The organism is Serratia odorifera (assembly GCF_041448735.1).
GTDB lineage: Bacteria > Pseudomonadota > Gammaproteobacteria > Enterobacterales > Enterobacteriaceae > Serratia_F > Serratia_F odorifera.
The window spans coordinates 809,662-832,152 of record NZ_JBGMUT010000002.1 but is presented as its reverse complement, the minus strand read 5'-3'; the positions used below and the strand labels follow the sequence as shown (position 1 = coordinate 832,152).

Genomic DNA, 22,491 nt, shown 5'->3' with positions numbered 1-22,491 from the left:
TCTTCGCGTAACTTACTCGGTAACGATAGTCTGCACCTGTGCTGGCCCTGGATTGTACCAGCCATAGCCTGCGCCCCAACCCGGTCCCCACGGCCCGCTACGCCATCCCCATGGCCCCATCGGCGCCGGCGGCATGACGATCTGCTGCGTCAGGTGCCAGCGTTTGTAACCGCTGGCATTCATGGTAATGAATTTATACGGCGTGGCGCCAATTTTGCCGGGGCGCACACCGGTAATCGGCCCAACCACGGTGACCAGTTGCCCTTTGAAATCCGTCGGCTCCAGGAAACCGTTCACCGTTGCCAGCAGCCGCCCCTGAGAAGGTTCGCCCAACGTCGGTCGAGCGCCGTTGTCCAGAGGTACCGCCGCAATCTCCAGCACCGTTTTGCCCTGCTCGTTGTGCACGCTGATGACGTTACCGCCAAAACGCGCTTCAGCACCGGTAAACAGGCTTGGTGCGTTTTGCACCGATGCCAAATCCGTCACCGGCGTCGGCGAGCTCCCCTTGATCGCATCCGGAACCGTTACACAGCCGGATAACAGCAGCGCGCCGCAGGCCATGGCCAGCAGCGACAGTTTATTGGTAGCAGTACGGATTATCATGTCGCAATCTCCTGAAATTTCTGTAACTTCGACTGCGCTTTTGGCAGCAAGTTGCAGACAATTTCATCCTTGATTCAAGGTTGGCGCAATAACAGGCAATTATTCACGGCCCGGTAGTTTTTTCCAGGTCACTTCATTACGCAAATAGGTCGGCTCGGCGTTTTCCACGCTGCACGCCAGCCCCTGCTGCCAGGCAAGCAGCGCTAGCGGTAACATGTCTTCGGCCTGCGGCAATAGCATTTGCCCGTCGCGCAGCGTAACTGGCGTGCCGGCCAGCAGATCGGGATAGGTTTGCCAGCCGGTGCCGACCTGCGCCCACTCCCCTTGCAGCCGTTGTGCACGTTCCAGCACCTGCTGCGGCGACAGCACCGCTTCGGGCTGGCTGTCATGCCAGCTGCCATCGGGTTGGCGTTCAAAACCGCCCCAATACACCTCGCCCATCCGAGCGTCGATCGCCGCCAGCACGCGCTCGGCGCCGGTCATGCGCCAGGCACCCTGCGCCATGGTTTGCAAGGTCGAAATGCCGAGCATCGGCAGATCGGCGCCCAATGCTAGCCCTTGCGCGATGCCAATGCCGATACGCACGCCGGTGAAGCTACCAGGGCCACGGCCAAAGGCCAGCGCATCAAGCTGGGACAGCGCCAAACCGGATTGCGCCAATATCTGTTGTACCAGCGGTAATATGCGTTGCGTATGCTCGCGTGGGCAGAGTTCGAACAAGGCGTGGGTTTCACCTTGATTCCACAGGGCGACGGAACAGGCTTCCGTCGCCGTATCAATCGCTAAAATTCGCGGGGACATGCCAACCTCAGGCGGGAGAAAACAGGGCGCGCATTGTAGCACAGCACAAAAGTCACGACTATTGCGCCTTGAGGAAGGCGATAGCCTGCGCCAGATCGCGGGTGCGCGGCGTTGGCGGCAAACTGTTGAGAAATACCTCGCCGTACGGGCGCATCACCAGACGGTTGTCGCAAATCACCAACACACCACGATCGTCGGTGTCGCGGATCAAACGGCCAACGCCCTGCTTGAGGGTAATCACCGCATCCGGCAACTGTACGTCATTGAATGGATCGCCGCCGCGCAGGCGACAATCCTCGATACGCGCCTTGAGCAATGGATCGTCCGGCGAGGTGAACGGCAGTTTATCGATAATCACGCACGACAGCGCATCACCGCGCACGTCAACCCCTTCCCAGAAACTGCTGGTCGCCACCAATAGCGCATTGCCGGCCTCGACAAACTGCGCCAGTAATTGGCCCTTGCTGGTTTCACCCTGCAGCAATACCGGCAGCGTCATCGTGGCGCGAAACTCTTCGGCCAGTTCGCGCATCATCTGGTGCGAGGTGCATAAAAAGAAGCATCGACCCTGGTTGGCTTCAATCATCGGCCGCAGCATACGCGCCAACTGACGCGCCCCGCCGGGCTGATTGGGCGAAGGCAGATTGCGCGGCACACACAGCAACGCCTGATTGGCATAATCAAACGGGCTGGGCAACAGCAGCGTTTTGGCCTTGTTCAAGCCAAGCCGGTCGGTAAAGTGGCTCATCTGTTCGTTTACCGACAGCGTGGCCGAGGTAAAAATCCAGGTCCCCGGCTTGTCGTCCAGCAATTCGCGAAAGCGTTCGGCGACCGTCAGCGGCGTCAACGCCAAAACAAAATGACGCGAATTACATTCATACCAATAACTGAAGCCCGGTTCGTCGACATTTTTCAAGCGCTTGAGGCGAGCCCGGTATTGGGTGGCCCGTTCGAACGCCGCGTCCAACAGCGCCGAGCGGCCAAGGGACAGTTTGACCACGTCATAGCACAGCTCCAGCGCATCATCGAGCAGTACCAAGGCGCGCTGCACGTTGGGCTGGTTCAATACCTCACGCAGATTGCCGCGAAAACCCGGTTCCCCCAGCGCCAAGCGGAAATCCTGGGTACTCTGGTTCAGGCGGTCGGCGCTTTTTTGCAATTGGGCCGAATCGCGTACCTCAGTGCGATAAGCGATAGTAATGTCTTTGGCTAAATCCATTAACTGACGACTGGTGAGCTGCTTGCCGAAATATTGGCTGGCAATGTCCGGGATCTGATGGGCCTCATCGAAAATCATCACTTCCGCTTCGGGGATCAGTTCCGCAAAGCCGCTTTCCTTTACCACCATGTCGGCCAGAAAAAGATGATGATTGACCACCACCACGTCGGCATCCATCGCCCGGCGGCGTGCCTTGACCACGAAGCAGTCTTTGTACAGCGGGCAGTCGCTGCCCAGGCAGTTGTCGTTGGTGCTGGTCACCAGCGGCCAGACAAAACTGTCTTCCGCCACGTCGCTGCAGGTGCTGATATCGCCTTCTACCGTTTGCGAAGACCAGCCGCGCAACCGCACCAGGTCAATCAACGTCTGACCGGCCAGCTCTCCGCCGGCCATCGACTGCTGCTCCAGCCGCTCCAGACACAAATAGTTGGAGCGCCCTTTCAACAGCGCCAGCTTGCCTTTGAATTTCAGCGCCTTGGCCATGGTGGGTAAATCACGTGTATACAGCTGATCCTGTAACGCTTTGGAACCGGTAGAAATGATCACTTTGCGCTTGGCGCGCAGCGCCGGTGCCAGATACGCGAAGGTTTTACCGGTGCCGGTGCCCGCCTCCACCACCAGTTCCTGCTTGAATGTAATCGCTTCGGTAACCGCTTCGGCCATCAGCCGCTGCGCTTCACGCGGTTTAAAGCCGCTGATTGCCTGCGCCAGGGCGCCGTCTGTTGCGAAATCGTCTGCCACGCTATCTCTCTGCCGGGAAAATTCAACTGTGATTATATACACATTCGGCGCCGCCGTGCAGGGTGCAGCAACCCGCGCCGTGCTGTGTTACCCTAGGCGCGATGATGATATGGAGATAACCGAATGAATATTGAACGAATTGATCCTGAACAGCGCTGGTCGGAAGCGGTCATCCACAACGGCACCGTCTATTACACCAGCGTACCGGAGAATCTGGACGACGACGCCACGGCGCAGACCGCCAATGCGCTGGCGGCAATAGACGTGCTGCTGGCCCGCGTCGGTTCCGACAAAAGCCGCATTCTCGACGCCACCATTTTCCTGGCTGACGGCGCCGACTTTGCCGCCATGAACGCGGCGTGGGATGCCTGGGTGGTTCCCGGCAGCGCCCCGGTTCGCTGCACGGTGCAAGCCAAATTAATGAACCCGAAGTACAGGGTTGAAATCAAAATCATTGCGGCCCAATAAAAAAACCGCGGACAGCATCCCCCGTCCGCGGTCATATTACAGCGCCCTGGTGGCGCTTTTATCATGCCAGTTTGATAATCACCATGCCGGCCAGCAACAGCGCCAGGCCAAACCAGCCCTTGGCATTCAGCCGTTGACCAAACAGGATCCAGCCGGCGGCGATCGTCGCGGCGATACCAAAGCCACCCCACAGCGCATAGGCCACCGACAGATCGATACCTTTCACCGCCTGCGCCAGCGCGCTAAACGCCCCTAACACCGACAGCAATGACAGCAGTCCCAGCCAGATTTTACGAAAACCGTCAGACATTTTCAGGAAGATATTGGCGACAATTTCCAGCACGATGGCCAACGCCAGGAATCCAATGTGATACCACTCAAGCTGTTGCATGATGGTCACCTCGCGCGTTCGCCGAGTCAGTCGCCTTGCGGGTACCTGACTTTACCAGCAGAATGCCGACAATCAGTATCGCCAGCCCTGCCACCTTCAGTGCAGAGATCGGCTCATCGAACCACATAACGCTGAACAGGGTAATAAACAGGATGCCAATGCCTTCCCACAGCGCATAGGCCACGCCCAGCGCCACCCGCTTGATGGCTAATGACAGCAGCACATATGAGGTGGTGATCATCACATACATCACCAGGTGACCGGTGATACTGTCGGTTACACTGGCATATTTCATCGACAGCGTACCAATGATTTCAGCCACAATGGCCATGCCTAAAAAAATCCAATAAATCATAAAAAATCTCCCAAACGGCGAATAACGCACGCAAAGGCGTATTTATCCCGATTTATCTCGTACAAGCGGCACAAGGCACGCAGAGATCCCTGGGGATAAACTGACCAAAACGTAATAAAATGGTTTGCCCGGCCATGCCCATTGACGTGTGACAGGTTGCCACGTCAGCGGTACCGGTTAAGGGAGAAAGGCGCTATAGCTCGCTACACCAGTGATGTTCACTGGCAAGAATGGCAGACAGGAAAAGCTGACAAGGAGAAGTTTTTACGGTGGTTCGATTAAGTATCATCATAATGTTGTTCTCTATCTTCAGCCGCACACTAACGGGTAACACCACGTGCGATTTGCCCAATATCCTCATCAAGGTAAATTATTTAACCTGAATAGTTGTACCATAGCAAAATTAATAAATCAAACCGACATTTTGACATTTAGATAAAAAAAACAGTTTATAAATAAGAAAGTTAATGTTTTCAAAAATAAAAAAAGACTCAGATTTACATCTGAGCCTTGCAATACATTCGGCAATCGCCAACTGCAGCGACAGCCTGCACCCCGAGCCTTAGCGCAGCATCTGCTTGATGCTGTCCAGCAACCACGCCACCTCTTCGGTTCGGGTTTCTCCGCTGTGCGGATCGATGATCGAACTGTAAACGTGAGGCATCACCTTTTCGACTCCGGCATCAAGACAGGTTGCCAATATCGGCCGGAAGTTTTGCGTATCAATCCCGCCTGTCGGTTCGATCATGGTCATGCCATGGCGTACGCAACTTTCAGCCAAGGCGCGTAGTTCTGCCAAAGACGATAACCCTGCCATGGGGAAGAACTTGGCCGCATGCCCTCCCAGGTCTAGGATCATCGCCACCGCGCTGTCGCAGCTCACCACGGCAGGCTCGCCCTGGCTGCTGTGAACGCCGGTGGAAATGATCACCTTGCCTGGCGTACCGGTTGGCGAGATCAGAGCATTAATGCAGGTATTGCTGATGCCTCGCGCCGCCAGTGCTCCAGCGGCAAAACCACAGCCGGTGAAGGTTTGGTTGACGTGTGCCGGCGCCGTGGCTGCGGCAATCATGGCCGCCTTATAAAACTGTGCCGCCGACCCGGCCCCCAGACCAACGGAAATCGCCGGGATATGCGCCATCCAGCGCTTCACCTCCGCCACGCCCTGTTCAACGTCAGTGAACTGCGCCGAGATTACCCCCACTGCCGCATGCCCTTCGGCGGCATGGTGTACCTGTAGCGCATTGGGAATGTCCTTCGCCAGCACGTTGATAGCCACCCGCCCCCGGTAAAAATCAAGCTGTTGCATATTGCCCCCTGGCCTGTTGCACTATTTCCTGCAGACGCGCCACGATCAACGGCCAGTCATCATCCCGCACCCCTCGAGGATCGAGGCTGAAGATACCTTGATTCAGCCAGTAGTGGCGGGTATAGATAGCCACTTCACCAGTACGCAGTTGCTGTTCTACCTGATAGGCAGTTAAACCCAGGGTGGAAGCGTCCACACTCACCCGCAGGCGATAAATCGCCCGCCCGGCCTCATCTTGTTCGATCTCCGCCTGCAGGCCCGACAACGCTGAAATCTGTTGTGCCAATTCATTCAGCGCGGGTAATTGGCGGCTCCAGTCCGGCTGATGTTGCTGATAATGATCCAGCGCCATCACCAGTCCTACCATGTTCTCTTTACCAATCTTCATCGCACGGGCAATACCGTTATGCTGGGCCTTGCAGCAGGCGATCCACTGCCGGTCGCCGGTAACAAAACCCGAGGTAGGCGCATCCAGCGCTTTCGCTCCGCTATATACCACCATGTCGGCGCCAGCAGCCACGTAAGCTCGCAGATCCTCTTCGGCTGCCGCATCGACAATCAGCGGCACTCCGGCCTCACGGGCCAGCGCGACAAAATCGCTCAGCGCAACCATACCTTTTTGTACACAGTGATGTGACTTGACGTAAAACAGCGCCGCCGTCTGCGCCGTAATCGCCTTTGCCAGTTGCCAGCGGGCCGCCAGATTGCTTTGCCCCACCTCAACCACCCTGCCGCCCCCTAACCGGATAGCGGTGGTGATCGGCGCACCGTAGTCAATATTGTGACCACGCAGCATAACGATTTCATTGGCCAAACCTTCACTGCACGGCATCTGCGCCACCCGATCCGGCTCTCCCTGGGTAATGGCTGCCGCGACGGCAATAGCCACTCCGGCAGAGGCGCAGGACGTCACATAGCTATCTTGCGCGCCGGTATGCCGAGAAATGAGTTCGCCAACCCGATCCACCAGCGCATCAATTTCCACAAAGGCTGATGCCGCTTCGGCCGTCGCCGCCATTACCTCGCTTGGCACCGAAGAAACCCCAAGGATGGTCATCTTGCCGCTGGCATTGATCACCCGTTTCAGCCCGAGCCGTTGATAAATGTTCATCATTGCTCCGTTACAAAATGCCCAGCAAGGAACACACCACGCTCAGTACCACCACCGAAAGCAGGATAGTGGTATAGCGGGGACCTTTTTTGACCAGATAAAAGTAGATAGAAAACACCGCGGCCAGCGGTAACAGGCCGGGGGCGATGGAATCCAGGATCTGCTGCACCACCACCTCGGAGCCTTCCAGCGCGCTGATTTTCAGCGGCGAGGTGATCTTGACGTAGCTGGCAGACAGTGCCCCCATCATGATCAACCCGAGTACGTTGGCCCCGTAGATCAACTCTTTTATCTTGCCCCCTTGCAGCAGACCAATGATCGACTCCCTGCCCAGCGTGTAGCCTTTGTGGGCCAGGCCATAGCTGATCGCCAGAGTAATGGCGGTATACAGCACCACCGGCATAATGCCGCCCATAGCGCTGCCGTTGGCCGCAAAGGGAATGAAAATGGCGATCAGCAACGGCATAATCGCCGCCCAGACCACCGAGTCGCCAATCCCGGCCAGCGGCCCCATCAGACCGGTTTTGATGCCGGTGATAGACGAATCTGAAATCGGCTCACCGTGGGTCTTCTGCTCCTCCATGGCGATGGCCACCCCCTGGATCACCGCACCGAAAGTCTGTTCGCTGTTAAAAAAGTTCAGGTGGCGTTTCAGCGCTTCAACCTGCTCTTCCTTCTGTGGATAGAGCTTTTTAATAATTGGCGTCATGGAGGCGCAGAAAATCAGGCTCTGTAAACGCTCGTAAGAATTGGAAACTTCGGCGCCCAGCCAGTATATAAACCAGGCTTTGGTGATGTCCCGCTTGGTCAGGACGTTGGTTTGCCGCGCCCTTTCCACCAGTTCGTGTTGCATGATGTCGCTGCTCATGATCAGGCCTCCTCACCTTTAGCCATGTTTTTAACCAGGAATGCCGCGCAGGTACCGAAGATGGCCATCGCCATGATGTCGACCTTGAGGTACAGCACCGCGAAGAACCCGGCAATGAAGTAAGGCAGCAGGCTCTTCTTGCCAATAACCATGATGGTGATCGCAAAGCCCAGCGCAGGCAGGATACCGCCCATGATTTCGAACGAGTGGGTCAGCCAATGTGGCATCAGTGCCAGGAATTTCTCGACCACGCCCTGGCCAAAATAGTTGGCGGCGAACACTACCGGGAAGCGGATCACCAGGCCAAGCAGGGCCGGATAAAGGAAGGCGCAACGCATGATCCCGCCGATATTGGCCTCTTCCGCATGCTTATCGGCCATATGCACCCAGACGGCGTTCACGGTACGGCGTAACTGGTCAACAAACACGCCAATCACCCCAAATGGAATTGCCAACGCGATCGCCAGATTGGGATCCATCCCCGCTTTCACGGCGATCGGCAGGGCGATACACGCCGCCAACGCCGGATCTGAAGGGACGTTGCCCCCCGGTGTCGAGGTGACGCCCAGATACACCAACTGCATCCCGGCGCCGATAATCATCGCCGTTTTCATATCCCCCAGCAGGAAGCCGACGAATACCGCAATGGCGATGGGCTGCACCAGCATCCCCGAGAGGGTGTAGCCCAGACGCAGGCGGGCAAACCAGTAATACAGCCCCATACAGATGGCAACGGTCAAGTTATCCATGTTATTGCTCCTAATCGATCAGATGCCGAATATCAGAACTTCTTCAAAATATCTGCCAGTGCCTGTGGCTTGTCTTCCGGGATGGTCTGGAAGAACACCGTCACGCCGCGTTGCTGTAAATCACGCAGGATCGCCACATCCGCCTCATCCAGGGTAATGTTCTGGAACACCGCTTTACGATTCGGCCCACCGCCCAGACCACCTACCTGAATATTTTTCACCTCAAACCCGTCGACCACCGCCTGTTGCACCGTCGCCAGGTTAGGGAACAGCACCAATACGTTGCCCTCTCCCAGTTGGTTCTCCTGCCACGCCGCTGCAAAGCTCCGGTTGCCATAGCAATCCACTTTCACATTCGGCGGCGCAGCCATCAGGTAAATACTTTTCATAAACGGATCGGCTTCCAGCTCATCGCTGACTACCGCGATACGGTTAGCCTGTGATTGCCCAACCCACTTGGTGACGACCTGACCGTGGATCAGACGGCTGTCAATACGGCATAAAACGATGTTGGCCATAATTATTTTTCCCCTGATGTTATTGATTTAATTTGTTTAACTACGTCGAGACAGCTGTTGCGCCCCAGTTCAACCAGCTCATCGAGATGGTTGAGAAGATTGCCCTGTTCGCGTAAATCGATGGCGGCCAGCAGCAAGGTGGCGTTCAGACCGGAAATCACGCCGATGGCGTAGTCACGGCTCAGGCGAGCCGCCACGTTTGAGGTGGTGCCACCGATAAAGTCGGTGAGGATCAATGAGCCCTCCGGCATGGTTTTCACCTGCTGTTCAACGCGCTGTTGGAACTCTGCCAGTGTGTCGACCGGCATCAGCGCGATAGCGAATACCCCGTGGGTTTCGCCAATCACCATGCGGACGCTTTCACTCAGTTGTTGGCCCCAGCCGCCGTGGGTCAGTAGTAAAATCTGTGGTAATGCAGCCAAAATGGCCTCCTGGCAATCGATTGAAAGTCATTGAGAATTTCTGTTCGCTACGCGATTCATTAAAGACATAGCAATGCCTGTGCCAATTTTGTGGCACATCGGAGGGCGGTCAGAGGAAAGCGGGCCATCAAGGCCCGTCATCGGGGGATTTAGCGGTAGAGGAGCTCGTAGATATAAAAATATTCTGCATCGGACAGGCGGATAAAATAGGCGCGCTCAATCGGCGAAAACGCGTCTTTAATGACAGAAAACGCCTGTTGGTCGATATCCTGCTGGGCATCCAGGGCAATCTGTAACGGTTTGTGGCTTAAAACGATACGCTCCACCATGCAACAGCAGTGGATCAGAAAGCGAAGTGTCACCTGCCTAGAAGGCTGCAGATCCAGCGAGCGGCAAATCTGGTGCAACACCGCTTCAATCTCTTGCAGAATACGTTGCGGATTGAGCACGGAAATATGGTTGATGATGCTCTCCAGCGTCAGCGCGCTGATAAAGCGCATTGAACAACGCTCAACCTGCAACTGGCGTTCTGCACTGCCAAGTTCCGGGTTCAATAGACTGAGCACCAGCTCCGGCCCCTGCTCGGAGAACAGCTCTTCCAGCGCGATAAACGGGATATCCGGCAAGCCGGGCTGGAAGGTGCCCACGATGCCCACCAGGCGTTCGTTACCGCCTATCGCCTGGCGCAAGCGCTCAAGGCTGCGCACTTCGTTGTAATCCACCAGCACCATGCGGGTGTCTTCCGCCATCAGTTCACCAAAACTTTCCTCCAGCACTTTCTTGATCTTCACCGCCGTGCCCATCCCGGTAATACAGGAGATTGCCAACACCTTGCCGGTGTCATCTTCACGCTGATCGTATAGCTGATGGTCAATCCCTTTGCTGGCCATCAGTTCCATCAAGGGGGCAAAATCACTGGTTTCATAGGTCAGGTCCAGGCCAATCTCCAGCAACGCCCCCATGGTGATGTTCTGGATCAGCAGCACGTCGATGTGGAACAGTTTGCTGACGGTGCTGGCAAAGTGCACCAAAGAGCCGATATCCACAATCAGAATCAGGCGTTGATAGCGCTTTTCCCGCAGCGTGGCGATCAGTAATTCCAATGTGTCATGCACCGACTGTTCAAACGGCATATCGATGGCGGTAAACAGCTCGCATTCCAGAACTCGATTGACATAGTGCGCCATACTGCTGGCCGTGGTGGTGCCGTGGCCGATCAGCATGGCGCCACAGTCTGGGCTAACCTGTTTGCGCTGGCGGAAACTGCGACACTCTTTCAAAAACAGGCACAGGTAGACGATTTCCGTTGACGGGCATTGGATATGGAAGATTTCATTGATTTTGCGGCATAGCTGATTGGCGTTGTCGTACTCATCCTTGCAGTAATCCAGTATCAGGCTCGAGGAATACAGATTGGGGATCAGGCCTTTCTGTACATAGGAAAGCAGCGCCAACAGATGTTTACGCAGATGGCCTGCCATATTCTGCGGCAGCGGGAAACCCAACACCTGTTCGATGCAACTGCTCAACAAGATGATGCGTTGCTCGACCTGGCCGCCATAATACCGCTCTTCGCTTTCCCCGCCGGTGCGGCTATACAACCCATATTCAAAAATGGTGCGTAACTTGTTCTTCAGGATCGACAGGGTTTCCTGCGGCGGCACGTTGCTGTTGCGCAGATTGACGTATTCACGTGTCAGATAGGTATAAAACAGATCGCTGTCCTGCTCGTTGCTTAGCGCACTCAGATGCTGCTTGAGCTGCTCCAGCGGCTGCGAACTGATATCCAGATACTCCTGCTGACCAAATAGCGCATCGACCAACAGGCGGCTACTGGCGCTGGCGGAGTGCGGCACATCCATCAGTCGCTTATCCAGCAACAATCTTGGGCTGTTGTGGCCCATGCCGCTAGCCCAGGCCTGGGCGCAGAGAAACTGGATATCACTCTTGAGTTGGCCGATATTGCCGCTCAGTGGTTTCTCCAGCAGATAAAGCAATAACCCTTTATCCAGGCGAATAATGCGGCCAATCTTGCGGCTCTCCAGCTGTAAGAAACCGGTAATGATTTCTACCTGCTCCTCCAGTGAACGTTCGCGCAGCGCCGGTATGGCAATCGACACCTGAATACGTCGCAGAAAAGTGCGTAGCAGCGTTGAGTCCGGGCTTTCGGTGGTGGCACAAATCAGCCGTACGCTGATAGGCCGGGCCTTGTCGCTGGAACCCAGCGGCCGGTACTCGCCTTTATCAAGGATCGAAAACAGTTTCTCCTGCCCTTCGTAGGGCAGACGGTGCACTTCATCGAGTAACAGAAAGCCACCGTCAGCCTGTTCGATCAGGCCACGTTTACTTTCGATCGCGCCGGTAAACGCGCCCTGCTTGTGGCCAAAAAGATGGGATGAAAGCAGCTCCGGGTTATGGGCATACTCGGCACAGTTGAAATACACCAGCGGGATCTGGCGCTGCGGCTGTTGCGCCATGGCGAACTGGTGCATCACCTCGGCAAAAAAGGTTTTCCCCACCCCGGAAGGCCCGGTGAGCAGCACATGCAATCCACCAGGATACAGCACCGCCGCCTTCCCCTTTTCTACCGACAGCCGCAGGCTGCGATCGTAACCAATCACCGTATCAAAAGGGTCATCACTGGCTGACTGCGACAGGGTTTTGGCGGGTAATAGCGCCAGCAAATCCCTGGCCTCCAAGCGGTCATCCGACAGTGGTTGCTCAATCAACTGCTCGCAGACAGCCCGGTGCAAAAACAGTACCGGACGGGATTTAATCTTGATAACCAACCGCTCTGCGTGCAGCTGGTTGAGATCTTTACTGACGGAGTTACGCGCTAACCCCAGGTTGAAAGCAATAGTCTCGGCGGCGAAACCGCCGGCGCTGAGTTCAAGGTTTTCCCGGTTAAGCGTAAGGGTAAGACGTTCCAGCTCCTGGCGAACCGCATCTTTACGTTTCATTTTAACCCGTTGTTATTATTAATTATAAACAAGAAAGAGCAGGCAACTGACAAGCTGACAATCGACCTGAGAAAAAGTCATCCTAATACAGGAAGATGGAAAACAACCACCGCTAAGTGTCAGGTTGTAGCAGAGACAGGTAAAAAAAGCCGAGCTCTGCCGGTAGCCGGCAACGCCCTGTATGGTGGGATTTGCTCGTTTCCAACCGACTCACAGAGCACAAATCGGCGGAATGACAGACATAAAAAATGCCAATCACAGAGGATTGGCATCGGTTGCAGCAACGGCAGATTTAGGCGGACGCGCCGCTGACCGCTTCGCGCGCCAGTTCGGTGATACGTGCGTAGTCGCCTTTTTCCAGCGCCTCCGCCGGCACCAGCCACGAACCGCCAATGCACAGTACGCTTTTCAGCGCCAGGTAATCACGGTAATTGCTCGGCGAAATACCGCCCGTCGGGCAGAAACGCACCTGCGGGAACGGACCGCCGATCGCCTGCAGCGCCTTCACGCCGCCGTTGGCTTCCGCCGGGAAAAACTTGAACTCACGCAGACCATGATCCATACCCAACATCAGTTCCGACACGGTGCTGATACCTGGAATCAGCGGTATCGAACCGGCGGTTGCCGCCTGCAGCAGGTCAGCGGTCAGGCCCGGACTGATGGCGAACTGTGCGCCAGCCTCGGTCACCTCTTGTAACTGCCGGGCGTTCAGCACCGTGCCGGCACCGATAATCGCTTCCGGCACCTGTTTGGCGATCGCCCGTATGGCATCCATCGCGCAGTCGGTGCGCAACGTCACTTCCAGTACGCGTACGCCGCCGGCAACCAGTGCTTGGGCCATCGGCACCGCCTGTTCCAGTTTGTTGATCACAATCACGGGTACCACCGGGCCGGCGGTCAGGATCTGTTCTGCACTGGTTTTCCAATTGGTCATCATCGTTATCTCCACTCTGTGAGGTGTAATGTATGGCACGTCCCTGCCACGGGATGTTGCGACATCGGTCGCAAGCCTCCGGCCGTACCCTCAAGCCACATACTGCAGGCAAAAAAAACCGGCAGACCAGCTGCCGGCGGATGGTTTATTCGAACTCGTTCCAGGAACGGCCGTCGCGGGTAATCATCGCTACCGAAGCAACCGGACCCCAGGTACCTGACTGATATGGCTTCGGCGCTTCGTTGTCGGCTTTCCACGCGTCCATGATGGAGTCGACCCACTTCCAGGCTTCCTCAACCTCGTCACGGCGCACGAACAGTGCCTGAATACCGCGCATGGTTTCCAGCAGCAGGCGCTCGTAGGCGTCCGCCACGTGCTCCTGGTTGAAGGTCTCAGAGAAGCTCAGATCCAGTTTGGTAGTTTGCAGACGGTGTTTGTGATCCAGACCCGGCACCTTGTTCAATACCTGGATTTCGATCCCTTCGTCCGGCTGCAGGCGAATGGTCAACTTGTTCTGCGGCAGTTGCTGATAGGAGTCGCTGAACAGGTTGAGCGGTGGGTTCTTGAAGTATACTACCACTTCGGAACATTTGGTCGGCAGGCGCTTGCCAGTACGCAGATAGAACGGTACGCCAGCCCACTGCCAGTTATCGATATCAACCCGAATGGAAACGAAGGTTTCAGTATTGCTGCTTTTGTTGGCTCCCTCTTCTTCCAGGTAGCCCGGCACTTTTTTGCCTTGCACAAAGCCCGCAGTGTACTGACCACGCACCGTGGTTTCACGCACGTTGGTCTGATCGATGCGGCGCAACGAACGCAGCACCTTGACCTTTTCGTCGCGAATACGGTCGGTGGTCAGATCCGCCGGCGGCGACATGGCGATCATGGTCAATACCTGCAGCAGGTGGTTCTGGATCATGTCGCGCATCTGTCCGGCCTGGTCGAAATAGCCCCAGCGCCCCTCAATGCCCACTTCTTCCGCCACGGTGATCTGCACGTGATCGATAGTGCGATTATCCCAGTTGGAGGCAAACAGCGAGTTGGCGAAACGCAGCGCCAACAGGTTCAGCACCGTCTCTTTACCGAGATAATGGTCGATGCGGTACACCTGGCATTCGTTGAAGTACTCCGCCACCTGATCGTTAATCACCCGTGATGAAGCCAGATCGGTACCCAGCGGTTTTTCCATCACCACTCGCGCCGGCTCGGCGTTCAACTTGGCTTCACCCAACCCTTTGCAGATTGCGCCAAAGGTGCTGGGCGGCATGGCAAAATAGTTGATGGTGGCACGATTTTTCTGGTCCAGCATTTTGCCGAGCTTGGAGAAATTCTTGCTGTCGTTAACGTCAAGATTGCAGAAATCCAGACGTGCGCTCAGCGTGGCCCAGAGTTCTTCGTTCAATTCTTCTTTCATAAAGGTGGCGAGCGCTTCTTTAACCACCTTGACGTAGGTATCTTTATCCCACTCGGCGCGGCCCACCCCGATAATGCGGGTATCCGGGTGGATATGGCCGGCTTTTTCTAATTGGTACAGGGAAGGCAGCAGCTTACGACGCGCCAGATCGCCTTTCGCGCCGAAAATAACCAGGTCACACGCCTGGGCTGTAGAGGTTACCGCCATGTTCATCTCCTCGTTGCAGGATATTTGTAATTTTCTTACATTACTAATGTACTCTCTTTGCCTACGGCCAGTAAACCCGGATCAAAAGCAGAAAAAAAGACGGATAAACCCGAGGGTTAAGCATTAGGCGGCGCGGTGGCCGCGCATGATGACACAAACTGTAATTTTCTGTCTTTTTTGACACTCTTTTACCATTATGAAAGTTAGACACAGCTCATATTCTGGTGAAAAATTCCAGCAAACGCTCTGTCGCTACTGCCAACGGTTACCAGCACGTAGTATATTTTCATTAAACCGGCATTGATGTCTCCTTTGATTGAAATCGTTACCACCAATCGATCTCATCTCTGGGGCAAAAAACCATGAGTGACTCCCGTTATATGAATACGCTGGAAAAAATCCAGAGCCATCTGGACATCCTGAGCAAGTCTGAAAGGAAAGTCGCCGAGGTCATCCTCGCATCGCCACAAACGGCAATACATTCCAGCATCGCCACCTTGGCACGCATGGCCGATGTCAGTGAACCTACCGTCAATCGCTTTTGTCGCCGGCTGGATACCAAAGGGTTTCCCGATTTCAAACTGCATTTGGCGCAAAGCCTGGCGAACGGTACGCCATATGTAAACCGCAACGTTGAAGAAGACGACAGCGTCGACGCTTACACCAACAAAATCTTTGAATCAGTGATGGCCAGTCTGGATACTGTAAAGGCAAGTCTGGATGTTGCCGCCATCAATCGTGCGGTCGACCTGCTTACCCAGGCTAAAAAGATCTCTTTCTTTGGCCTTGGCGCCTCTGCCGCGGTGGCGCATGACGCCATGAACAAGTTTTTTCGTTTCAATATCCCAGTGGTCTACTTTGACGACATCGTGATGCAACGCATGAGTTGCATGAATTCCAGCGAAGGCGACGTCGTGGTGCTGATCTCCCATACCGGCCGTACCAAAAACCTGGTGGAAATGGCGCAACTGGCGCGAGATAATGACGCCACCGTCATCGCCATCACCTCACACGATACGCCATTGGCGCACGCAGCCACGCTCGCCCTGCTGCTCGACGTACCGGAAGACACCGACGTTTATATGCCCATGGTATCGCGGATCGCGCAATTAACGCTCATTGACGTGCTGGCAACCGGATTTACCTTGCGTCGAGGGGATAAATTCAGAGATAACTTGAAGCGGGTCAAGGAAGCGCTGAAAGAATCGCGCTTTGATAAGGGCGCGGTTATCCCAAACAATTTCGATGCGTAATCGAAACCAAAACCTGTTGAAAGCAGGACCAATGCCGACTATTTGATCGGCAGCATTATAGTCTGTAACGTACCAATACGCTCATGCGGGTAACATCAGTGTAGTTAAATTAGCGTTCACACCTGGCTTTGTTATCCGATGTTTATCGCAACACCTTATTTGCTTCACCAGTCAACGGAGTAAGACATGTCCAGACGGCTCAGAAGAACCAAAATTGTTACCACACTGGGTCCGGCTACTGACCGCGACAATAATCTGGAAAAGATCATTGCTGCCGGCGCCAACGTAGTTCGGCTCAACTTTTCCCACGGCACTGCGGAAGATCACCAGGCTCGTGCGGATAAGGTGCGTGAAATTGCCGCCAAACTTGGGCGTCACGTGGCTATCCTCGGCGATCTTCAAGGGCCAAAAATCCGTGTCTCCACCTTCAAGGAAGGCAAGATCTTCCTGAACATCGGCGATAAATTCCTGCTCGATGCCAACATGGCGAAAGGCGAAGGCGATAAAGAAAAAGTCGGTATCGACTATAAAGGCCTGCCTGCCGACGTGGTGCCGGGCGATGTGCTGCTGCTGGATGATGGCCGCGTTCAGCTAAAAGTGCTGGAAGTGCAAGGCATGAAAGTATTCACCGAAGTGACCGTCGGTGGCCCGTTGTCAAACAACAAGGGCATCAACAAGCTGGGCGGCGGTCTGTCTGCCGAAGCGTTGACGGACAAAGACAAGGCCGACATCGTCACCGCCGCCAAAATCGGCGTCGACTACCTGGCAGTATCCTTCCCGCGTACCGGCGAAGATCTGAACTATGCTCGCCGTCTGGCGCGTGATGCCGGCTGCAACGCCAAAATCGTCTCCAAAGTCGAACGCGCAGAAGCCGTCTGCACCGACGAAGCGATGGACGATATCATTCTGGCATCCGATGTGGTGATGGTGGCCCGCGGCGATCTGGGCGTAGAAATCGGCGATCCCGAACTGGTCGGCATCCAGAAGAAACTGATCCGTCGTGCCCGTACGCTGAACCGCGTCGTGATCACCGCCACCCAGATGATGGAGTCGATGATCACCAACCCGATGCCAACCCGCGCCGAAGTGATGGACGTGGCGAACGCGGTGCTGGATGGCACCGACGCCGTAATGCTGTCTGCGGAAACCGCCGCCGGCCAATACCCGGCAGAAACGGTAGCGGCAATGGCGCGAGTCTGCCTGGGCGCAGAGAAAATCCCAAGCATTAACGTCTCCAAACACCGTCTCGAGGTGCAGTTCGACAATATCGAAGAAGCGATTGCCATGTCTTCGATGTATGCCGCCAACCACCTGAAAGGCGTCACCGCCATCATTGCCATGACCGAGTCTGGCCGCACCGCACTGATGATGTCACGTATCAGCTCCGGGCTGCCCATCTTCGCCATGTCTCGCCATGAGCACACCCTGAACCTGACCGCCTTGTATCGCGGCGTGACGCCGGTGTACTTCGACAGTCACACCGATGGCGTAGCGGCGGCCAATGACGCCATCAATCGTCTGCGTGACAAAGGCTATCTGTTGTCCGGCGATCTGGTGATCGTCACCCAGGGTGACGTGATGAGTACCGTCGGTACCACCAATACCAGCCGCATCCTGCGCGTTGAGTAGTTCGCTGTTTAATGCCGGTCACTGACCGGCATTTTCCCCACTGTTGTTCCACACTATCATTGCCTCACTCCATACAGAGAGCAGCGCGTATGCTTCATCAACATACCCCAAGCACCGAGAACGCCTCGTCAGCGCATCTTGACCGTGACGGACAGGCACTGACGCATATCGATCCACTGGCACTGCAGGGATCGCAGCTGCGTAAAATCAGCCTGTATGACAACCGCCTCACGATATTCCCGCAGCAAATATTCGACCACACAAATTTGCAGGTGCTGAATATTTCATGCAATCAACTCACGCAGTTGCCGCAGCAGATCGGGCTATTACGCCAGTTGGAAATGCTGGATTTCGGCCACAACCAGGCGACACAGATCCCCGATGAGATCGGTCAGTTAACCCAGCTACGGTATCTCTACCTGAGCGATAACCATTTTAGTGATTTACCCCACACCCTCGGCCAGCTAGGCGAGTTGCGCTACCTGAACGTCACCGATAACCGTTTGGCCGCAGTGCCGACGGCGGTGTGGCAATTGGGCAATCTGCAGGAGCTGCGACTGTACAACAATGCCATCACCAGCCTGCCCGCTGCGATCGGCCGGTTAACCAGGCTGCGCGAACTGCACCTGATGAAAAACCGCCTGAGTGAGCTGCCGGCAACCATTGCCGAGTTAACCGCGCTAAACGTGCTTGATGTTGCAAACAATGCCATTGAGCGACTGCCCGATTCGTTTGGCCAGTTAAGCCAACTGCGTGAGCTGAATTTACGCTTTAATGCGCTAACGCATTTACCCGAGGCGTTTTGCCAACTTGGCGCGTTGCAATCGCTGGACTTGCGCGCCAATCGCCTCAGCACGCTGCCTGCCGGTATGGCAGAGATGAAAAATCTGCGCAGGCTGGATTTACGCTGGAACGACTTCACACAGTATCCCGCGGTGCTCGACAGCCTGATTGCACAAGGCTGTCTGGTACACGTTTGAAATCACCCGGCAAAAAAAAAGGCGCCACTGGCGCCCTTTATCACGCTTCTCAGCGATCAACGGTATAAATCGTCACGGGAATAGGGCTCGATCTCCCCTTCTTTGCGCGTCTTCAGCAGTTTGAGGATCCAGGTGTATTGCTCTGGATTCGGCCCCACCAGATTCTCTACTTCCTCGTTCATGCGGCGGGCAATCTGATGGTCGTCGGCCTGTGCCAAATCATCCATCGGTGGACGGATATAAATATCCAGCATGCTGGTCTTGCCGTTGTAGACCGGGAACAGCGGCACAATGGCTGCACGGCAGACTTTCATCAGTCGCCCGACCGCCGGCAGGGTTGCCTTGTAGGTGGCGAAGAAATCGACGAATTCGCTGTGCTCGGCGCCGTGGTCCTGATCGGGCAAATAATAACCCCAGTAACCCTGACGCACCGAGCTGATAAACGGTTTGATACCGTCATTACGCGCGTGCATGCGGCCGCCAAATTTGCGACGTACCGCATTCCACAGGTAATCCACCAGTTGGTTGCGCTGGTTGTGGAACATCGCAGCCATCGGTTGGCCACGTGCCGCCATCAGCATCGCCGGAACGTCCACTGCCCAGCCATGGGGCACCAGAAAGATCACATTGCGCCCTTCGGCACGGATGTTATCCAGCACCTCTTCACCATGCCAACGCACGTGTTTCAGCACCCGTTGCGGATCGGTACACGCCAGTTCCGCCATCAGCACCATCGACTGCGGCGCGGTAGCGAACATTTCGTCAATGATATGCTCGCGATCGCTTTCCGAGACTTCCGGCAAACAGTACAGCAAATTTATCCGTGCACGGCGACGCGCGCCCTTGGCCACCTTGCCGGCCAGTTTACCCACGGCGCCCAGCACCGGGTCGCGCATGCGCGCCGGGATCAGCGATACGCCGGCCATCAGACCGGTTCCCAACCAAACGCCCCAGTAGCGTGGATGGAAGAAGGCTTTCTGAAATTGCGGGATGAACTCTACGTTCGATTTTTTATCGTTTTGCATGCACCAACTCTTAATTTAGCGGTTCGGCTAATAATAATTGCAGATGATGAATTTGCAATTAACCGTGGCGAAGCGCCAAAGAAAAACATCGGCCTGACAAGCAACTCAGGCCGATGAATGAAGATTTAGACCCCTGTCCTTACGGCGGGCACCTGCGGATTAATCCAGTTGCAACTGCGGTACCACTTCGCGCACCTGCGCCAGATAATCACTGCGATCCTTACCGCTCAGCCCTTCGGAGCGTGGCAGTTTGGCTGTCAACGGGTTCACCGCCTGCTTGCCAACCCAGAACTCGAAGTGCAGATGTGGCCCGGTTGAACGGCCGGTATTGCCAGACAGCGCGATGCGATCGCCACGTTTGACCTTCTGGCCCGGCTTGACCAGCAGTTTTTTCAGGTGCATATAACGCGTGGTGTATTGGCGACCATGGCGGATTGCCACGTAATTGCCCGCCGCACCGCTGCGCTTGGCGATAACCACTTCACCGTCACCGATGGCCAGCACCGGCGTACCGACCGGCATAGCGAAGTCAACGCCCTTGTGCGGCGCAACGCGACCGGTGACCGGGTTAATACGGCGCGGATTGAAATTGGAGGAAATACGGAACTGTTTCATGGTCGGGAAACGCATGAAGCCACGCGCCAGGCCGGAACCCTGACGGTCATAGAACTTGCCGTCTTCAGCGCGAATGGCATAGTAATCCTTGCCGCCGGAACGCAGGCGTACGCCAAGCAATTGGCTCTGTTCGCTCTTGCCTTCAAACTGCTCGCGCGACATCAACACCGAGAACTGATCGCCCTTGCGCAGCTTGCGGAAATCCAGCTGCCATTGCAGCGCCTTGATCACCGCGTTGATTTCGCTGCGGCTGAGGCCCGCGGCCGACGCGCTGCTGACGAAACTGCCCTTCAGGCTGCCGGCCAATACCTGGTTGCGCCATTCGCCCTTCTGGGTTTCTCTGCTTTCCTTGAAGTTGTTGCCAACACGATCGTACGTGCGGGTTTCACGGCGGGAGACTTCCCAGGTCAGTCGCTGCAGATCGCCGGCCTCGTTCACCGTCCACGACAGTTGCTGACCGATTTTCAGATTGCGCAGCTCGCGGTTTTGCGACGCCAACTGGGCGACGTCCGACATGTCGATGCCGTACTGAGTCAGGATGCTGCTGAGGGTATCACCGGTAGAAACCACATATTCATGCACGCCTTCCTCGCCGGCGACCTTTTGGTCCAGCTCATCCTGGGGGATGTCATCATCGGGAGTGGGTTGGTCGGCATCAATCGGCTCACTGGCCTCTGGCAATAGCGATCGTACCTGGCTTGCTTCCAGGACGACGTTCTTTACGATGGGATCCTGTTCTGGGTGATAAACAAAAGGCCGCCAAACGGCAACGGCCAAGGTAACCACTGTCAACGACCCCAGCATGACGCGGTGGGGTCGAGGCAGGTTGTTATACGCCAGAGCGATAGTTCGGACTATCTGCTGCACTCGATATTATCCTCATAATCTTTACTTCAGGCAGCTCACGTATTGGTTAGACAGCGCTGTCAGGAAGTTCCCGTAGCTGCCCTTCCCCAATGCGATGCCGCTGCCCAGCGGGTCCAGCGTTCCAGAACGCACCTTGGTACCCTTGGCAACGGCAGTGATTACGGCCGGCCTGAATTGTGGCTCAGCAAAAACGCATTCCGCTTTTTGCTCAACCAACTGTGTTCGAATTTGGTGTAAGCGCTGTGCTCCCGGCTGGATTTCCGGGTTAACGGTGAAATGGCCCAACGGGCTCAAACCGAAATGTTTCTCAAAGTAGCCGTAAGCATCATGAAAAACAAAATAACCCTTACCTTGCACAGGCGTAAGCATCTTAACAACATTTTTGTCAGTTTGCGCTAGCTGATCCTCGAACCGGCGCAGGTTTGCGTCTAATTTGTCCTTATTTTGCGGCATAAGTTCCAATAATCTGTCGTGAATCGCGATCGCAGTCACTTTTGCGATTTCTGGCGACAGCCAGACGTGCATATTGTATTCGCCATGATCGTGATGGTGCTGGTCATCACCGTGCTCATCGGCATGGTCATGCGCTGCATGGTTATGCGTCTCTTGCGCATGGTCATGATGGTCCTCGCCTTTCAGCAGCAGCGGTTTTACCGCCGGCAATTCGGCAATGGCGATCTGCTTGTTGGCTGCAACCGGCTGCAACGCCTTGGAGAGAAAGGCTTCCATATCCGGCCCTACCCATACCACCAAATCGGCAGCGCGCAGGCGTTGCAAATCGGAAGGACGCAGCGCGAAATCATGCGGTGAGGCACCATCCGGCAGCAAAATTTCGGTGTCGGTCACGCCGTCGGCTATTTCCGACGCAATAAAGCCCAACGGGCGCACTGTGGTTACCACTGCCGCATAGGCGCTGCCCGCCATCATCAACGCACTGGCCAACAGCGTGCGCTGCAGCCATTTATTTTTCTGTGTCATAGTCGATTATCCCCATCGTGTTAATCCGCGAGGCGTGATATTATAACATCCGGTAAGTTCTGCAAAATGTAATC

Annotated in this window: 21 protein-coding genes; 4 read left to right on the top strand and 17 right to left on the bottom strand. The window is 55.6% G+C overall.

The features are described from left to right. Positions 1–12: 12 nt before the first annotated feature. The 3 genes from ACCC84_RS10030 to yoaA all read right to left on the bottom strand — a co-directional run bounded on the left by ACCC84_RS10030 (position 13) and on the right by yoaA (position 3,364). Positions 13–603: a Slp family lipoprotein gene (locus ACCC84_RS10030; RefSeq protein WP_004962186.1), complete on the bottom strand. Its 591-nt coding sequence runs from the start codon at positions 601–603 to the stop codon at positions 13–15. Positions 604–702: 99 nt separating this feature from the next. After that, a complete protein-coding gene (gene tsaB, locus ACCC84_RS10025) occupies positions 703–1,404 on the bottom strand; it encodes a tRNA (adenosine(37)-N6)-threonylcarbamoyltransferase complex dimerization subunit type 1 TsaB (protein ID WP_004962183.1) in 702 nt (233 codons plus the stop codon). Positions 1,405–1,462: 58 nt separating this feature from the next. Then, positions 1,463–3,364, bottom strand: coding sequence for a DNA repair helicase YoaA (gene yoaA, locus ACCC84_RS10020; protein WP_039992037.1), 1,902 nt, complete (start codon positions 3,362–3,364; stop codon positions 1,463–1,465). Between the two features lie 123 nt (positions 3,365–3,487). On the opposite strand from yoaA, the gene ACCC84_RS10015 reads away from it, so the two are divergent. Beyond that, positions 3,488–3,832 (top strand): RidA family protein, encoded by a 345-nt coding sequence (locus ACCC84_RS10015; RefSeq protein ID WP_004962179.1) that lies wholly within the window; start codon positions 3,488–3,490, stop codon positions 3,830–3,832. Between the two features lie 61 nt (positions 3,833–3,893). Here the strand turns inward: ACCC84_RS10015 and mdtI are convergent, their stop codons facing one another. From mdtI to zwf, 11 genes are all read right to left on the bottom strand, one after another. Continuing rightward, entirely contained in the window at positions 3,894–4,223 is a 330-nt protein-coding gene (gene mdtI / locus ACCC84_RS10010) for a multidrug/spermidine efflux SMR transporter subunit MdtI (RefSeq protein ID WP_004962177.1), read from the bottom strand. Continuing rightward, complete coding sequence (gene mdtJ / locus ACCC84_RS10005) at positions 4,210–4,578, bottom strand: multidrug/spermidine efflux SMR transporter subunit MdtJ (RefSeq protein ID WP_004962175.1); 369 nt, start codon at positions 4,576–4,578, stop codon at positions 4,210–4,212. The genes mdtI and mdtJ overlap by 14 nt, the downstream gene beginning before the upstream one ends. Positions 4,579–5,140: 562 nt before the next feature. Continuing rightward, positions 5,141–5,887 (bottom strand): 2-dehydro-3-deoxy-phosphogluconate aldolase, encoded by a 747-nt coding sequence (gene dagF / locus ACCC84_RS10000; RefSeq protein WP_004962172.1) that lies wholly within the window; start codon positions 5,885–5,887, stop codon positions 5,141–5,143. Then, positions 5,874–7,001 (bottom strand): D-glucosaminate-6-phosphate ammonia lyase, encoded by a 1,128-nt coding sequence (dgaE, locus tag ACCC84_RS09995; protein WP_371901804.1) that lies wholly within the window; start codon positions 6,999–7,001, stop codon positions 5,874–5,876. The genes dagF and dgaE overlap by 14 nt, the downstream gene beginning before the upstream one ends. A gap of 7 nt (positions 7,002–7,008) precedes the next feature. After that, the gene (locus ACCC84_RS09990; protein WP_164844336.1) at positions 7,009–7,869 is read right to left on the bottom strand and encodes a PTS system mannose/fructose/sorbose family transporter subunit IID; all 861 of its coding nucleotides are present in this window, start codon (positions 7,867–7,869) and stop codon (positions 7,009–7,011) included. Continuing rightward, positions 7,869–8,615, bottom strand: a complete 747-nt coding sequence (locus ACCC84_RS09985; protein ID WP_004962165.1) for a PTS mannose/fructose/sorbose/N-acetylgalactosamine transporter subunit IIC — start codon at positions 8,613–8,615, stop codon at positions 7,869–7,871. Before ACCC84_RS09985 ends, ACCC84_RS09990 begins: the two co-directional genes overlap by 1 nt. A gap of 32 nt (positions 8,616–8,647) precedes the next feature. Beyond that, positions 8,648–9,133 carry a PTS sugar transporter subunit IIB gene (locus ACCC84_RS09980; protein ID WP_004962163.1) on the bottom strand — a complete coding sequence of 162 codons (486 nt, stop codon included), beginning with the start codon at positions 9,131–9,133 and terminating at the stop codon, positions 8,648–8,650. 2 nt (positions 9,134–9,135) lie between these two features. After that, entirely contained in the window at positions 9,136–9,555 is a 420-nt protein-coding gene (locus ACCC84_RS09975; protein ID WP_233092240.1) for a PTS sugar transporter subunit IIA, read from the bottom strand. Between the two features lie 149 nt (positions 9,556–9,704). Next, entirely contained in the window at positions 9,705–12,515 is a 2,811-nt protein-coding gene (gene dagR / locus ACCC84_RS09970) for a transcriptional regulator DagR (protein WP_371901803.1), read from the bottom strand. A 292-nt stretch (positions 12,516–12,807) separates the two neighbouring features. Beyond that, entirely contained in the window at positions 12,808–13,449 is a 642-nt protein-coding gene (locus tag ACCC84_RS09965; RefSeq protein ID WP_039992704.1) for a bifunctional 4-hydroxy-2-oxoglutarate aldolase/2-dehydro-3-deoxy-phosphogluconate aldolase, read from the bottom strand. A 145-nt stretch (positions 13,450–13,594) separates the two neighbouring features. After that, complete coding sequence (gene zwf / locus ACCC84_RS09960) at positions 13,595–15,070, bottom strand: glucose-6-phosphate dehydrogenase (RefSeq protein ID WP_039992033.1); 1,476 nt, start codon at positions 15,068–15,070, stop codon at positions 13,595–13,597. Positions 15,071–15,450: 380 nt separating this feature from the next. On the opposite strand from zwf, the gene ACCC84_RS09955 reads away from it, so the two are divergent. From ACCC84_RS09955 to ACCC84_RS09945, 3 genes are all read left to right on the top strand, one after another. After that, positions 15,451–16,323 carry a MurR/RpiR family transcriptional regulator gene (locus tag ACCC84_RS09955; RefSeq protein WP_004962143.1) on the top strand — a complete coding sequence of 291 codons (873 nt, stop codon included), beginning with the start codon at positions 15,451–15,453 and terminating at the stop codon, positions 16,321–16,323. Between the two features lie 186 nt (positions 16,324–16,509). Next, positions 16,510–17,952 (top strand): pyruvate kinase, encoded by a 1,443-nt coding sequence (gene pyk, locus ACCC84_RS09950; RefSeq protein ID WP_004962140.1) that lies wholly within the window; start codon positions 16,510–16,512, stop codon positions 17,950–17,952. 89 nt (positions 17,953–18,041) lie between these two features. Further along, a complete protein-coding gene (locus ACCC84_RS09945) occupies positions 18,042–18,932 on the top strand; it encodes a leucine-rich repeat domain-containing protein (RefSeq protein ID WP_004962137.1) in 891 nt (296 codons plus the stop codon). A gap of 56 nt (positions 18,933–18,988) precedes the next feature. Here the strand turns inward: ACCC84_RS09945 and lpxM are convergent, their stop codons facing one another. The 3 genes from lpxM to znuA all read right to left on the bottom strand — a co-directional run bounded on the left by lpxM (position 18,989) and on the right by znuA (position 22,417). After that, the gene (lpxM, locus tag ACCC84_RS09940) at positions 18,989–19,957 is read right to left on the bottom strand and encodes a lauroyl-Kdo(2)-lipid IV(A) myristoyltransferase (protein WP_371901802.1); all 969 of its coding nucleotides are present in this window, start codon (positions 19,955–19,957) and stop codon (positions 18,989–18,991) included. 159 nt (positions 19,958–20,116) lie between these two features. Beyond that, on the bottom strand, positions 20,117–21,439 hold the full coding sequence (gene mepM, locus ACCC84_RS09935; RefSeq protein WP_039992031.1) for a murein DD-endopeptidase MepM: 1,323 nt from the start codon (positions 21,437–21,439) through the stop codon (positions 20,117–20,119). 21 nt (positions 21,440–21,460) lie between these two features. Then, entirely contained in the window at positions 21,461–22,417 is a 957-nt protein-coding gene (gene znuA, locus ACCC84_RS09930) for a zinc ABC transporter substrate-binding protein ZnuA (protein ID WP_004962127.1), read from the bottom strand. Positions 22,418–22,491: the final 74 nt, after the last annotated feature.

What these genes read in the sequence shown, in the direction of transcription:
- ACCC84_RS09980 (WP_004962163.1), bottom strand. Translation starts at nt 9,133, where the DNA reads ATGGCCAACATCGTTTTATGCCGTATTGACAGCCGTCTGATCCACGGT.
- ACCC84_RS09945 (WP_004962137.1), top strand. Translation starts at nt 18,042, where the DNA reads ATGCTTCATCAACATACCCCAAGCACCGAGAACGCCTCGTCAGCGCAT.
- ACCC84_RS09955 (WP_004962143.1), top strand. Translation starts at nt 15,451, where the DNA reads ATGAATACGCTGGAAAAAATCCAGAGCCATCTGGACATCCTGAGCAAG.
- zwf (WP_039992033.1), bottom strand. Translation starts at nt 15,070, where the DNA reads ATGGCGGTAACCTCTACAGCCCAGGCGTGTGACCTGGTTATTTTCGGC.
- ACCC84_RS10030 (WP_004962186.1), bottom strand. Translation starts at nt 603, where the DNA reads ATGATAATCCGTACTGCTACCAATAAACTGTCGCTGCTGGCCATGGCC.
- lpxM (WP_371901802.1), bottom strand. Translation starts at nt 19,957, where the DNA reads ATGCAAAACGATAAAAAATCGAACGTAGAGTTCATCCCGCAATTTCAG.
- ACCC84_RS09965 (WP_039992704.1), bottom strand. Translation starts at nt 13,449, where the DNA reads ATGACCAATTGGAAAACCAGTGCAGAACAGATCCTGACCGCCGGCCCG.
- dagR (WP_371901803.1), bottom strand. Translation starts at nt 12,515, where the DNA reads ATGAAACGTAAAGATGCGGTTCGCCAGGAGCTGGAACGTCTTACCCTT.
- pyk (WP_004962140.1), top strand. Translation starts at nt 16,510, where the DNA reads ATGTCCAGACGGCTCAGAAGAACCAAAATTGTTACCACACTGGGTCCG.
- znuA (WP_004962127.1), bottom strand. Translation starts at nt 22,417, where the DNA reads ATGACACAGAAAAATAAATGGCTGCAGCGCACGCTGTTGGCCAGTGCG.
- dagF (WP_004962172.1), bottom strand. Translation starts at nt 5,887, where the DNA reads ATGCAACAGCTTGATTTTTACCGGGGGCGGGTGGCTATCAACGTGCTG.
- mdtJ (WP_004962175.1), bottom strand. Translation starts at nt 4,578, where the DNA reads ATGATTTATTGGATTTTTTTAGGCATGGCCATTGTGGCTGAAATCATT.
- dgaE (WP_371901804.1), bottom strand. Translation starts at nt 7,001, where the DNA reads ATGATGAACATTTATCAACGGCTCGGGCTGAAACGGGTGATCAATGCC.
- ACCC84_RS09985 (WP_004962165.1), bottom strand. Translation starts at nt 8,615, where the DNA reads ATGGATAACTTGACCGTTGCCATCTGTATGGGGCTGTATTACTGGTTT.
- ACCC84_RS10015 (WP_004962179.1), top strand. Translation starts at nt 3,488, where the DNA reads ATGAATATTGAACGAATTGATCCTGAACAGCGCTGGTCGGAAGCGGTC.
- tsaB (WP_004962183.1), bottom strand. Translation starts at nt 1,404, where the DNA reads ATGTCCCCGCGAATTTTAGCGATTGATACGGCGACGGAAGCCTGTTCC.
- mdtI (WP_004962177.1), bottom strand. Translation starts at nt 4,223, where the DNA reads ATGCAACAGCTTGAGTGGTATCACATTGGATTCCTGGCGTTGGCCATC.